This is a genomic window from Yersinia similis (assembly GCF_001053095.1).
In the GTDB taxonomy this organism is placed as follows: Bacteria; Pseudomonadota; Gammaproteobacteria; order Enterobacterales; family Enterobacteriaceae; genus Yersinia; species Yersinia similis.
This window is the reverse complement of record NZ_CGBP01000002.1, coordinates 62683-77163: the sequence shown is the minus strand read 5'-3', so window position 1 is coordinate 77163 and position 14481 is coordinate 62683. Positions and strand designations below refer to the sequence as shown.

The following is a 14481-nucleotide window of genomic DNA, read 5'->3' as shown; positions in this document are numbered from 1 at the left end:
GCATGTTACAGCGTGTATGCTACAAAAACTGTCATAGACCACAGAAACTGTCATATAAAGGAGCAAAGGTCCAGACGAATGTTACTCAAAGAACTGACTGATTTTTGCTTTTAGAATATCGATCGCAATTCTATTTTTACCGCCACGAGGAACGATAATGTCAGCATATTGCTTAGATGGTTCGATAAATTGCAAAAACATAGGACGTACTGTTTTCTGATATTGGGCCATAACAGAATCCATAGAACGGCCACGCTCATTGACATCTCGCTTCATTCTGCGCATCAGGCAGATATCCAATGGGGTATCAACGAAGATTGAGAAGTTCATTTCCTGACGCAAGCGTATATCCGTCAGCAGCAGTATACCTTCCAGAATGATCACTTTTTTAGGCTCTAAATGAACCGTTTCTTTTTTACGTGTGTGCTCAGTATAGCTGTACAGGGGTAATTCAACGGACTTCCCTGCCTTCAACGCCTGCAAATGTTCCAACAATAAGTTGTGGTCCATGGCGCTCGGATGGTCGTAGTTCGTTTTGACCCTCTCTTCCATTGACAGATGGCTCTGGTCTTTGTAGTAACCATCTTCAGGAATAACACCAATATGTTTATCGCCTACCTGTTCACGTAATTCGCGATACAACGTACTGGCGATAAGACTTTTTCCGGAGGCAGAAGCACCCGCTATCCCGATAATGACGCACTGATGTGCTTTGTCAGTCATAAAATTAAAGACCTGATTACGAAGTGTGGAGGGAGACAAAGCACACGAAGTGCTTCGAGCGGGGCAATTATAAGGAGTTAACAAGTGTGATACCAGTGCTAAGGCAACGCTTTGGCGACCACATCGAAGAATAATACCAAGGAAGAAGGCAATTTCTGGCTATGTAAGCAGCTTTCGAGCCGGAAGCATCATTGAATGACCTTTCCGGCTCAGTGCCTTATGCGCTCAACTTAGCGAAAACTGCCATTACACTGCACGAAATGAGATTTCTGTCGGTATCGCCTCGCCTTGCCAATACATCTCTGCAGCAACATTAGCCGCCAACTGACGATAAATATCAGTAAACTCGCTATCAGGACGGCTGACAACTGTTGGCTCACCACGATCGAGGTCTTCACGCAGTGAAATATGCAGCGGGATCTGGCCCAGCAATTTGCAATGGTATTTCTCAGCCAGTTTCTCCGCACCACCGGTACCGAAAATAGGCTCCAGATGGCCGCAATTACTACAAACATGCATACTCATGTTTTCAACAATACCCAACACTGGCACATGCACTTTTTCAAACATCACGATACCTTTCATGGCATCGATTAAGGCAATATCTTGTGGTGTTGTCACCACCAACGCCCCCGTCACCGGAATATTTTGCGACAGCGTCAGTTGGATATCACCGGTTCCCGGTGGCATATCAATGACCAAATAATCTAAATCCGGCCACAAGGTATCTTGCAGCATCTGCATCAATGCCTTACTGGCCATTGGGCCACGCCACACCATGGCGTTCTCTTCAGTAACCAGATAGCCAATCGAGTTAGTAGCCATACCATGGGCCATAATCGGTGCCATATGCTTGCCATCTGGCGATGTTGGCCGCTGGTTCATCGTACCTAGCATGTTTGGGATAGAAGGGCCGTAGATATCCGCGTCAAGAATACCCACTTTCATCCCCCCTTCCGCCAACGACAGTGCCAGGTTAACCGCAGTACTGGATTTACCCACCCCGCCCTTACCGGAACTGACAGCCAGAATATTACGTACACCTTTTACACCTGGTTGATCATTAGCACGGCGTAATGTGGTGATGTTATGGGAAAGCTTCCAGTCAATGGCGTTGGCACCGGTCACCACCAGCAACTCTTCGCTGACCGATTCTTTCAGTATTTCAAAACCAAATTGCCAGGCAAAAGGCATCACCAGCTCAATATGCAACACGTTGTCCAACAAGGCACAGTGATGAATGGCGCGCAGTGCGTTCAGATCCTTTTGCAAGGTCGGATGGGTGAAGGCCGTAAGGACCTTTAAAATTTGTGATTGCAGCAGGTCAGGGGTTGTCTGCTCGGGGGATTTTTCGCTCATCCCGGCTCCTTTAAATTATCGTTATCAACCTAAAAACAACATTCATTAGTGTACCAGAACTCAGCCACACCTGTGTGAGTCTACAGTAGAGAATACGTAATATGTATGCATAATCCTGATGGCTAATGGCCGCATCATCAGAATTTGCTAGCAGAACCTTTCAGACTTAAGGTGCAGTACCAGCTCCCTTGCCCTAGCGGCAAACTCGCTTATCGGTTAACATCAAAGGCCCTTTAATCAAAATAAAGAAAGCAATTTCCCACTATGGCTCAAGTCGCGAAAAAAATATTGGTGACGTGCGCGCTACCATACGCTAACGGTTCTATTCATCTCGGCCACATGCTCGAGCATATCCAGGCAGACATCTGGGTCCGTTTCCAGCGAATGCGCGGCAACCAGGTTCATTTTATCTGTGCAGATGATGCCCACGGTACTCCTATCATGCTGAAAGCTCAGCAACTGGGTATCAAACCGGAGCAAATGATTGCCGAAATGAGCCAGGAGCACCAACAGGATTTCGCCGGTTTTGCTATCAGTTATGATAACTATCACTCCACCCACAGTGATGAAAACCGTGAACTATCGAGCCTGATATATGGCCGTCTGAAAGACAATGGTTATATAAAGAACCGTACCATTTCTCAGCTCTATGATCCTGAGAAAGGCATGTTTCTGCCCGATCGTTTTGTGAAAGGCACTTGCCCAAAATGCAAGGCACCGGAACAGTACGGCGATAACTGTGAAGTCTGTGGCGCAACCTACAGTCCAACTGAACTTATCGAACCCAAATCTGCCGTTTCTGGTGCAACACCAGTGATGCGTGAATCTGAACACTTCTTCTTCGATTTACCGGCCTTTAGTGACATGTTGCAAGCCTGGACACGCTCAGGGGCGTTACAAGAACAAGTCGCAAACAAAATGCAGGAATGGTTTGATTCCGGCCTGCAGCAGTGGGATATCACGCGTGATGCACCTTATTTCGGTTTCGAAGTACCAGATGCGCCGGGTAAATATTTTTACGTATGGTTAGATGCCCCAATTGGTTACATGGGGGCGTTTAAAAACCTGTGTGATAAACGCGGTGACCTGGATTTTGATGAGTTCTGGGGTAAAGACGCCAAGACTGACCTCTATCATTTCATCGGTAAAGATATTGTTTACTTCCACAGTCTATTCTGGCCAGCAATGTTGGAAGGCAGTAACTTCCGCAAGCCGACAAACCTGTTTGTCCATGGTTATGTCACGGTAAACGGCGCGAAAATGTCTAAATCTCGCGGTACGTTTATTAAGGCGGGGACTTACCTGAAATATCTGGATGCGGATTGCCTGCGTTACTACTACGCGGCGAAACTCTCTTCGCGTATCGATGATATCGATTTGAATCTGGAAGATTTCGTCCAACGTGTTAACGCCGATATCGTCAATAAAGTGGTGAATCTGGCCTCGCGTAATGCTGGTTTTATCAATAAACGCTTTGCAGGCCAGTTAGCTGACCAATTGGCTGACCCGGTGTTGTATAAAACATTCACCGATGCCGCAACCAGTATTGCTGATGCTTATAACAACCGTGAGTCGGGTAAAGCCATTCGTGAAGTTATGGCGCTGGCTGATGTGGCTAATCGCTATGTTGATGAGCAAGCTCCATGGGTGGTCGCTAAACAAGAAGGCCGCGATGCCGATCTGCACGCAATCTGCTCTATGGGGATCAACCTATTCCGTGTCCTGATGACCTATCTGAAACCGGTATTACCCTCTCTGACAGAGCGTACCGAGGCTTTCCTTAATACCGAGCTAACTTGGGATAGCATTGAACAACCTCTGCTGGGCCACTCTATCACCGCTTTCAAGGCACTGTTTAATCGTATTGATTTAGTCAAAGTAAACGAAATGGTCGCTTCGTCTAAAGAGGATATGGCACCTACAACTGTGGTTACAGGCCCGTTAGCCGATGATCCAATTCAGGAAACCATCAGTTTTGATGACTTTGCCAAAGTTGATATGCGAATAGCATTGATTCAACAGGCAGAATTTGTTGAAGGCTCAGATAAGTTATTAAAACTGACACTTGAACTCGGAGGAGAGACCCGCCAGGTATTCTCTGGTATCCGTTCAGCTTACCCTAACCCAAAAGCCTTGGAAGGCCGCATGACCGTGATGGTCGCTAACTTGGCCCCACGAAAAATGCGTTTTGGTATTTCAGAAGGCATGGTGATGGCCGCTGGCCCCGGAGGTAGCGATATCTTCCTGCTCAGCCCGGACAGTGGTGCGCAGCCAGGTATGCAAGTGAAGTAATCTTCTTCTGGCGACTAAGCGAAAATACGATAGATAGCTGGAAGGTCATAAAAATCAAGAATGCCGGTCTGGGGTAACCCTGCCGGCATTTTTATGACTGAAAACACGCATTTCCAATGTAAAACTTCTCACTCATCTTTTAGTGGTTTCCGTGTGCGCTGCCACTCTTCCAACCAAAATAACATATTGATAAATAAGCTTAATGAGAAAATTATAAATAATACACTATCCAGTAAAGATATTTTAATCAGAGCACGAACAATAATATTCTTATGATACTTTATGTCCACAAAACCAGAGGAAAAAAACCAAAACAACCCAACACCGCCTAATACATTTAATGCCACAACTTGCCAACGCCACTTGGACAGTAAAAAGAAAACCCACGATAACAACATCAGAGAAATAATCGCATGATCCAGTTCAAACCACACAAAAAAAGTCAGATATAGCCCACTGAAGCAGAGTAGTGTTAAACCAACAGGGTACTCTTGAGGTAATATATTGGCCTGCTGTTTCTTGCGTTCACAACTCGGTGGCGTATCGACATAAATATTAATAAATATAAGATAAAGTAAAAATACCCCAGATAAAGGTATGGTTAATGGATTCAGTGAAAAATAGGTTATAAACGGGAAAAGGTGAAAAACCAATAAATACTGGCTCAACCGTTGGCTAGCAAGGCGTGCGGCACAGGGCAGCAGCAGGACCAGTGACAAAATCGCAGGTGAAAGACATATAAATGCATGTAATAACTCATCGTGTGATTCAGGTAATGATACGGCCAATACGATAATAAAAACAATTAACATGAATAAATATCGGATAAAAAGTAATAAAAAATCACTACGCGATATATAAAAATAGGTAGTGTCATTATTATGACTTTTGGAATTTAGCCATGCTATATGTGTCTCATCTTTTCTTAATTTACATAGAGTGCTAATCTTACCCATGGTGACTTTAATCCTTTAAACATCATTAGCCATTTATTTAAAAAAGGCAAAAAAACGCACAGATGAAAGAGCGCCTTCATACGCTGTTTGACATCTATTTTCTTGATTATTGCACTTGTATTTTATTTATAATAACAGTACTAGGCCATTAACGAAATAAGATATTAACTTTGGTATTTATAAGTTAAATAAATTTAATCGATAATAAGAAATACATAATCCTTTATGAAAGCAAGCCTATTCATACGACATCACCCCATAACCCCATTCAGGGCTGCTTTTGCTGCTTATTTAGGCTATCCAAACTAAAAGATATAACGCAATCGAAAAACTTATAACAAAGTTAATTCATTATCAAAATAGTTATGGTTATGATGCTAGACTCGAACCTGCGGACGTCTAGAAGCAAAGATAGCTATATAAAGATTTTTTATAAATACAGTTCTTTATAAATACAGTTCTTTATAAATACATAGTGCCTATAACAGTATGATTTTCATACTAACAGCCATTATAAAACAACAACACATTGCATAACTTATTGACACCATGATGGAGCTACTAATGAAAAAAATCGCTTACCCTATATTGGCTTTGAGCCTACTCACAGCACTACCAGTATTGGCTACTGACCCCGCCACATTAGCTACGGTACCGGACGCTATCGCAACCATCAAGGGCAGATTAAAATTGCGGTAATCCGTAATTTAGGTTCCGATGACAACACGACACAATTCCTGTCCAGTATATTAAAAGAAGGCAAAAAGCTAGGCTTCAAAGTGGATACCTTCCTGAGTAACGGCGATGACGCTCGCTTTCAGGACTTTGTCAATCAGGCTATTAGCCAGAAATATGACGGTATCATTCTTTCTCAGGGCCGTGCCCCCTACTCAACAGAGTTGGTAAAGCGCATTACCGATAATGGAATTGCCGTATCGGTATTTGACACTGCCATTCAGGGTGAGATCCCGGGACTGACCGTAACTCAACAGGATGACGCCTCATTAACCAATGAATCCTTCGGTCAGTTAATCAAAGATTTCGATGGTAAAGCCAATATTATCAAGCTCTGGGTCGCAGGTTTCCCGCCAATGGAAAGACGCCAAGCCGCTTATCTGGCATTGCTAAAGCAAAATCCTGGAATTAATGAACTGGAATCTATCGGGGCAGTCTCCTCTGATGTTCAGGGCGATACAGCCAATAAAGTCGGGGCGGTACTGGCGAAATACCCAAAAGGTAAAATAGATGCAATCTGGGGAACCTGGGATGCCTTCACACAGGGCGCTTATAAAGCTTTACAGGAAAATGGTCGCACTGAGATCAAACTGTATAGTATTGATATATCCAATCAAGACTTACAACTGATGCGCGAAGCGAATAGCCCATGGAAAGTCAGTGTTGCGGTAGACCCTAAGCTAATTGGGGCGATTAACCTGCGCCTGATTGCCAAGAAAATTGCTAGGGAAACCACACCTGCCAGCTATGAATTCCGCGCGGCCTCTATTCCTCAGGCATTGCTAGCCAGCCAACCCGGCCCGGTTAATGTGGCTGGTTTAGCTAAGATTATCCCTGGTTGGGGTCAGTCTGATGATTTTAACTCCCCTTGGTTTGCGACCCTTGCAGCCCAAAATGGTCAATAGATTTGGAGTAAATATAGATGGCAACACAAGGTTCCTTGCTGATACCTGAATACAGCCGCAATATGCGGCTGATTGGTCACAGTGACCAAGGTGGCAAACCAGACGGTGTACAAGTGATGGTGCATAGGGGCTATGCCTATGTCGGCCATATGGTATCGCAAGGCGTATCCATTATTGACGTAAGGGATGCCAAAAACCCGCGCCCCGCGGGTTTCATCGCAGCACCACCTAACACCTGGAATGTGCATTTACAGACCCATGATGATCTGCTGCTGGTGATTAACGCACGCGACCTCTTTGCCGACGCCAGTTTTGCCGAAGAAAAAGTGTATTACACCCGCTCAGTCGCCGAAACGGTCAGCACGCGTCAGGAAGGCCGCAGTTGGAGCGCGGGTTTACGTATTTTTGATATTTCAACGCCAGACCAGCCACGAGAGATCAGTTTCTTGCCGCTTGATGGCATAGGTATCCATCGAATCTGGTATGTCGGTGGACGTTGGGCGTATGTATCCGCACTGTTGGATGGCTATAGCGATTATATCTTCCTAACCATTGATCTGGCTGATCCGCAAAAGCCACAGGTTGCCGGGCGCTATGCATTACCTGGTATGGATACTGCGGCTGGTGAACAGCCTAACTGGCCAGCGGGCAAACGCTATGCACTGCACCATGCCATTATTAGTGGCGATACCGCTTACGGTAGTTGGCGTGATGGTGGCCTAACCTTATTGGATGTCAGTGATCGTCACGAACCGAAACTCATAAGCCACCGTAATTGGAGCCCCCCCTTTGGCGGTGGCACCCATACCGCTTTGCCACTCCCCGATCGTGATTTATTGGTGGTACTGGATGAAGCCGTGCTGGATAACCAAGAAGATGGCGAGAAACATATCTGGGTGTTTGATATCCGTGAACCAAGCAACCCGGTGAGTATTTCAACGTTTCCGGTTCCGAAAGAGCGAGATTATGTAAAAAAAGGCGCTCATTTTGGCCCACACAATCTGCATGAAAACCGCCCAGGTAGTTTTATCAGTTCGTCTCTGATTTTTGCTACTTATCAGAATGCTGGGGTCCGCGCTTACGATATCAGTGACCCCTGTCATCCAAAGGAAACTGGCGCGTTAGTTCCAGCAGCCCCCGAAAAAATGATGGATAAGCGCCCTGGTCGCCCACAAATCATTCAATCATGTGATGTATTTGTTGACGCTCATGGCATCATCTACAGTACCGATTATAACGGCGGTCTCTCAATCATCGAATATTTAGGCTAACTATCAATCACCCAGATTAACCATCAATCACCCAGGTTAATTATTAATCATCTAGGTTAATTATCAATTTATTTGAATATTTATTAATCACTTGGGATAATCATAAACTACCTGGGATAATCATAAACTAATAGCAGATTGGTTCTTGCCGAACTGCTTCCTGCAAAAAATTTTCCTCTCGCCCCCCTCTCTTTATTATCAGAATAGTTTACTGTAATCATCTGAGTCGCCAGAAGTATAACAAGCCCATTTTTTGCTTAAAAATTGCACAAAAAACAATTAGTTATTCTATAAATCACTAAAAATAAGAAAATACATGCAAAGATTCCAATCACGCGTAACCAATTTGCTGATTGCTTCGTTGGTGCTAACCATAGGGCGTGCAGTCACCTTACCGTTCATTACTATTTATCTGGTCGAGCATTTTCAACTGGCCCCGGATAACGTTGGCCTGTTATTGGGGGCCAGTTTAGCATTGGGTATTTTTACCAGCCTGTATGGCGGTTATCTGGTCGACAAATTTAATAAAAAACATTTAATTTTACTGACCATAATATTATTCTCAGCCACTTTTTTTGCATTGCCATGGATTGAACATCCTGCCTGGATCATCTTGATTTTGGCACTGCTGCATTCGGCATACTCCGTCTACGTTATCGCGGTAAAAGCCTGCTTTGCCGACTGGCTACCGGTCAATGAACGCATTAAAGCGTTTTCAGCCAACTACACACTGGTTAATGTAGGTTGGGCTATCGGCCCGGTAATGGGAGTATTAGTGGTTGGTTTCGGCCCACAACTGCCTTTTATCATTTCAGGCGCTCTAGCTTTACTGGTTGTTATCGTACTGAAATTCAGGATAAACGACGCCGATATGTTAGCCACTGAACGGGCGTCCAGCGAATCAGTACCTGACCTTCGCCAAACATTCAATATCTTGCGTCACGATAAACGGCTGATTTACTTTACGCTCGGTAGCATGCTCGGTGCTATGGTATTCGCTCAGTTCTCCGGTTACCTCTCCCAATATCTGATCACGGTATCCGACGCCAACTTCGCTTATCAGGTTATTGGGGCGGTGATGACTGTCAATGCGACCATCGTCATTACTCTGCAATATCTATTAAGCCGCCGGATGAACCAGCAGAATTTGATGCGTTGGCTCATGATAGGCACCCTGTTCTTTATTATTGGTTTACTAGGATTTATGGTGGCTCAGGATTCCATTCCGTTATGGATGCTGGCAATGGCCATTTTCTCATTGGGCGAGATCATTGTTATTCCAGCCGAATACCTGTTTATCGACTTTATTGCTCCAGCAAACCTCAAAGGCAGTTACTATGGGGTGCAGAATCTTGGTCAACTCGGCGGAGCAATTAACCCGGTACTCTGTGGTTTTCTGCTAGCCTACACAGTACCTGAAATGATGTTTTATATGCTGATTATTGCGGCTACTTTAGGGCTAGCGCTCTTCTACCGCGGCTACCGTTTGGCAAAATAGCGACAAAACGGGACATTTAAGTACGGTAACCCGATGAGACAAAATAATTTGTATGTGCACTCACTCAAAAACTCCCGTCGTCAGAATACGTTAGGTGCCCCCCGACGCTTTACTGATTTATCGCCCGGAGAATCTACCGTGATTGTCATAGCCTCATTAATGCTATTCATAGTGTGATGGGTAGCACAGAACAAAAGTTAATTGTATGATGAATGCGTCAAGTCACCCAGGACAATATCTATGCGTAATGTGATGTTACTTTGCTGGCAGTACCTGCGAGCTTTTGCCATTATTTACCTGTGCTTATGGGCTGGTAAAGCTCTGGCCTTACTTCTGCCTATCGTCATCCCCGGTAGTATCATCGGCATGCTGATTCTGTTCATCTTACTCGCATCACAGATTTTACCCTCACCATGGGTAAAACCAGGCTGCCAGTTACTGATCCGTTATATGGCGCTGCTGTTTGTACCGATAGGCGTCGGAGTCATGCAATATTACGAACAACTCACCAAACAGTTCGGTCCAATTGTGGTGTCCTGTTTTATCAGTACCTTGATTGTGATGCTAGTAGTGGCCTATAGCTCTCATTATGTCCACCGTGACCGCAAAGTTATCAGTTCTTCAACACCGACTGAGACTGAGGAGGACAAATGATCAGCAATCTATGGTGGTCACTGCCATTGACCCTAATGGTGTTCCTTGGTGCACGCCAGCTATCTCGTTGGGCAAAAATCCCCTTACTAAATCCACTATTGATATCAATGGTCGTTATTATTCCATTGCTGTTAGTCACGCACATGCCTTACGCCAACTATTTTGCTGGCAGCAAAATTCTGAATGACTTGCTACAACCCGCAGTCGTGGCACTCGCTTTTCCGCTGTATGAGCAGCTACATCAGATCCGCGCCAGTTGGAAATCAATTATTGCCATTTGCTTTATTGGCAGTATCACTGCCATGGTCAGCGGCACAGCGATAGCCCTGTGGATGGGGGCAACGCCAGAAATTGCGGCGTCCATATTACCTAAATCCGTAACGACACCGATTGCCATGGCCGTGGCCGAGTCTCTTCATGGCTTACCCGCTATTAGCGCAGTTTGCGTTATTTTTGCCGGTATTTTAGGGGCTGTTTTGGGCCATAGTTTGCTGAATTTATTAAAAATCACCACCAAAGCATCTCGTGGATTAGCAATGGGGACGGCTTCTCATGCCTTAGGGACCGCCCGTTGCGCCGAACTAGACTTTAAAGAGGGTGCGTTCAGCTCTTTAGCCCTAGTGATTTGCGGAATTATTACCTCACTACTGGCTCCGTTCCTGTTCCCGGTCCTATTACATTTGTTTGGTTAATCCCCCCCTTGGCGTGGTAGCAACGTCAGGGATGTCTTCCTTATCAAAGCCGATAATCATCGTTAGGGCCTGCGAGCAGGGTGTGAGCTGTCGTCATTACTTGCATATAAACTTGAGATAAGTCTCTCATTTTAAATTTTAATTACATGAATTTCATAAATAACGAGATTTAAGTCACAATTATAAGTCTTCAATCTGCCTAAACTAGTTTCCTGCTACTACTGGAGAGAACCTTATGCAAGTACGTTTTCACGCCTCTTGGGCTGAGTTACCCGCCTCATTACAATTCGCACTAGAACCTATTCTGAGCGCAGAAAACTTCCCTGCCATGCTGACCGCTGAGCAAGTGAAAACGGTAAAAAATATCAGTGGGCTGGATGATGATGCCTTGGCTTTTGCATTGTTACCGCTAGCAACCGCTTGTGCGCTTACCCCTATCTCCCATTTTAATGTTGGTGCCATTGCCCGTGGAAAAAGTGGTAATTTTTATTTCGGGGCCAATATGGAGTTCAGTGGTGTACCACTGCAACAAACAATCCACGCCGAGCAATGCGCGGTAACCCATGCCTGGCTGCGTGGTGAAACCAATCTGGTTGCGATCACTGTCAATTACACCCCATGTGGTCATTGCCGCCAATTTATGAATGAATTAAACAGTGGGTCTGAATTACATATTCATCTACCTGGCCGACCGCCATCAACACTAGGCCAATATTTACCAGACTCTTTTGGACCAACAGATTTAGCGATCACAACACTCTTGATGGATCCCGTTAATCACGGTTACACGCTAGCAGAAAACGATGCCCTTACGCAGGCGGCGTTAAATGCTGCAAATCACAGCCATGCGCCTTACAGCCAATCCCATAGTGGTGTCGCACTAGAAACCACCAATGGAAAAATCTATGCTGGCCGTTATGCTGAAAATGCCGCCTTTAACCCTAGCCTTCCTCCCCTGCAAGCCGCGCTGATCTTGGCTAATATCACCGGTGAGAATTGTGAATCTATCCGGCGCGCTGTACTGGTTGAAGGCCATAACGCAGTGATGAGCCAGTGGGATGCGACTCTGGCGACATTGAACGCATTGGGCTGTTCAGCGGTAAAACGCGTGACGTTTTAATACCATAACAACTTATTGATGGTCGGGGTTAGGCTACTAGCTCCAAGCGCCCCTTCTCACAATCAAACATGGTGATACGAAAGTGCTGAAAATCTGTTTCGCAACGGATTGAGTTAGCCGTCAATCAATCGATGCCAATGTAATAACATAAACAGAAAATAATCGAAGGTGTTTGATTACAAAATGCGTAGCTGCCCGCGTACATTATGCAGCACTTTACCTCCCAGCGATTAAATCTGTAAGTTAACTCGCACTTTTACGGGCAATTGTCATAATTTGCTAACAAATGCTGTACATATTTTTCTTATCTTTTAGGATCGGGGGTAACAATTGTTATTTGATAACGTTTAAGAGTAAGAACTCATGGAACTTGAATACGAAAGTAAGCGCCCCCTGTACATCCCCTACGCTGGCCCAATATTGCTGGAGTTCCCACTTCTCAATAAAGGCAGTGCTTTTACCAATGATGAGCGTAATCATTTCAACCTACATGGCCTATTGCCAGAAGCGGTTGAAACCATTGAAGAGCAGGCAGAGCGGGCTTACCGCCAGTATCAGGATTTTAAAAACGACGACGATAAGCATATTTATCTGCGCAATATTCAGGATACCAATGAGACGCTATTTTATCGTCTGCTAGAAGCCCACCTAAGTGAGATGATGCCGATTATTTACACCCCAACCGTTGGGGAAGCGTGTGAGCACTTTTCTGATATTTATCGCCGCGCACGTGGATTATTTATTTCCTATCCGAACCGCGAACACATTGATGACATGCTACAAAATGCCACCAAACAAAATGTTAAGGTTATTGTCGTCACTGATGGTGAACGTATTCTAGGCCTTGGCGACCAAGGTATCGGCGGTATGGGCATCCCAATAGGTAAATTATCGTTGTACACCGCATGCGGCGGCATCAGCCCGGCCTACACTTTGCCCGTAGTTCTCGATGTTGGGACGAATAACCCGCAACGGTTGAATGACCCACTGTATATGGGCTGGCGTCATCCACGAATCTCCGGTGATGAGTACTATGCATTTGTTGATGAATTTATTCAGGCGGTAAAACGTCGTTGGCCAAATGTCTTGTTGCAGTTTGAAGATTTTGCTCAGAAAAATGCCACCCCGCTGCTAAACCGCTATCGCGATGAATTATGTTGTTTCAATGATGATATACAGGGGACCGCAGCGGTCACTCTGGGTAGCCTGATTGCCGCCAGCCATGCTGCGGGCAGCCAACTGCGCGACCAAACAGTAACTTTCCTTGGTGCGGGTTCTGCTGGTTGTGGTATTGCCGAACAGATCATTGCTCAGATGATGTCAGAGGGCTTAAGCGAAATACAGGCCCGAGAGCGGATCTTTATGGTTGACCGCTTTGGTCTGCTGACAGATAAACTGCCTAACTTGCTAGATTTCCAAAGTAAATTGGTACAAAAAAGTGACGCCCTACACCACTGGAATCTGCACAATGATGCGATTTCATTGCTCGATGTAGTCCGTAATGCCAAACCAACCGTACTCATTGGGGTTTCAGGTCAACCAGGGCTGTTTACTGAAGAGTTGATCCGTGAAATGCACAGCCACTGCGCCCGACCTATCGTCATGCCATTGTCTAACCCAACGTCACGGGTTGAAGCCCGGCCAGAAGATATTATTAACTGGACCGATGGCGCGGCACTGGTTGCTACAGGTAGCCCATTCCCACCAGTCAGTTATAAAGAAAAACAGTATCCTATTGCTCAATGCAATAACTCTTACATCTTCCCCGGTATCGGCTTGGGTGTATTGGCATCTGGTGCGAGCCGTGTCACTGATGGCATGTTAATGGCTGCTAGCCGGGCATTAGCAGAGAGCTCGCCGCTCGCACTCCATGGCGAAGGGGCCTTACTGCCTAATATCGATGATATTCAGGCGGTATCGAAAGCTATCGCAATGCGAGTCGGTCAAGCCGCTCAGTTACAAGGTGTCGCTATTGTGACTTCGGAAGAAGCGTTGGCTAAAGCCATTGAGCACAATTATTGGCAACCACAGTACCGTAGCTATAAACGCACCTCGTTTTGAGTATAACCCGGCCTGTGCTATATACCGCAGGCCGGGTACTCAAATGCTACCCCACACCGTTCTTCTACCGGAATCACTTTTAATAAGAATAACTTTGAACAAAAAGTCACTTGTAACCCAAAAGCACATGCGTTTATTAATGAATCACTTTTATCAATAAAGTGTTTTTATAAATAACTCTCATGCCAAGGAAAGAAACTGTCTGCACGTCTTGC

General features: G+C 45.3%; 10 protein-coding genes and 1 pseudogene. 8 read left to right on the top strand and 3 right to left on the bottom strand.

All coding sequences use genetic code 11. The features are described from left to right. Window positions 1-81: 81 nt before the first annotated feature. On the bottom strand, window positions 82-723 hold the full coding sequence (gene udk / locus AC971_RS01960; RefSeq protein ID WP_025383457.1) for a uridine kinase: 642 nt from the start codon (window positions 721-723) through the stop codon (window positions 82-84). 246 nt (window positions 724-969) lie between these two features. Next, entirely contained in the window at window positions 970-2082 is a 1113-nt protein-coding gene (gene apbC, locus AC971_RS01955) for an iron-sulfur cluster carrier protein ApbC (RefSeq protein WP_025383456.1), read from the bottom strand. Between the two features lie 264 nt (window positions 2083-2346). Between apbC and metG the strand changes: the two genes are divergently transcribed. Continuing rightward, complete coding sequence (metG, locus tag AC971_RS01950; RefSeq protein WP_025383455.1) at window positions 2347-4374, top strand: methionine--tRNA ligase; 2028 nt, start codon at window positions 2347-2349, stop codon at window positions 4372-4374. Between the two features lie 128 nt (window positions 4375-4502). Here the strand turns inward: metG and AC971_RS01945 are convergent, their stop codons facing one another. Beyond that, entirely contained in the window at window positions 4503-5162 is a 660-nt protein-coding gene (locus AC971_RS01945) for a hypothetical protein (protein WP_025383454.1), read from the bottom strand. A 732-nt stretch (window positions 5163-5894) separates the two neighbouring features. Between AC971_RS01945 and AC971_RS01940 the strand changes: the two are divergent. The 7 genes and pseudogenes from AC971_RS01940 to AC971_RS01910 all read left to right on the top strand — a co-directional run bounded on the left by AC971_RS01940 (window position 5895) and on the right by AC971_RS01910 (window position 14266). After that, window positions 5895-6970 (top strand): annotated as a pseudogene (locus tag AC971_RS01940) (sugar ABC transporter substrate-binding protein). 17 nt (window positions 6971-6987) lie between these two features. Continuing rightward, window positions 6988-8241 (top strand): LVIVD repeat-containing protein, encoded by a 1254-nt coding sequence (locus AC971_RS01935; RefSeq protein ID WP_025383453.1) that lies wholly within the window; start codon window positions 6988-6990, stop codon window positions 8239-8241. Between the two features lie 316 nt (window positions 8242-8557). Beyond that, window positions 8558-9739: an MFS transporter gene (locus AC971_RS01930; RefSeq protein ID WP_025383452.1), complete on the top strand. Its 1182-nt coding sequence runs from the start codon at window positions 8558-8560 to the stop codon at window positions 9737-9739. 240 nt (window positions 9740-9979) lie between these two features. Continuing rightward, window positions 9980-10393 carry a CidA/LrgA family protein gene (locus AC971_RS01925; protein ID WP_025383451.1) on the top strand — a complete coding sequence of 138 codons (414 nt, stop codon included), beginning with the start codon at window positions 9980-9982 and terminating at the stop codon, window positions 10391-10393. Next, window positions 10390-11085 (top strand): CidB/LrgB family autolysis modulator, encoded by a 696-nt coding sequence (locus AC971_RS01920; protein WP_025383450.1) that lies wholly within the window; start codon window positions 10390-10392, stop codon window positions 11083-11085. Before AC971_RS01925 ends, AC971_RS01920 begins: the two co-directional genes overlap by 4 nt. Before the next feature lie 235 nt (window positions 11086-11320). Beyond that, window positions 11321-12205 carry a cytidine deaminase gene (gene cdd, locus AC971_RS01915; RefSeq protein WP_025383449.1) on the top strand — a complete coding sequence of 295 codons (885 nt, stop codon included), beginning with the start codon at window positions 11321-11323 and terminating at the stop codon, window positions 12203-12205. A 363-nt stretch (window positions 12206-12568) separates the two neighbouring features. After that, window positions 12569-14266, top strand: coding sequence for an NAD-dependent malic enzyme (locus tag AC971_RS01910; RefSeq protein ID WP_025383448.1), 1698 nt, complete (start codon window positions 12569-12571; stop codon window positions 14264-14266). The last annotated feature ends 215 nt before the right edge of the window (window positions 14267-14481 follow it).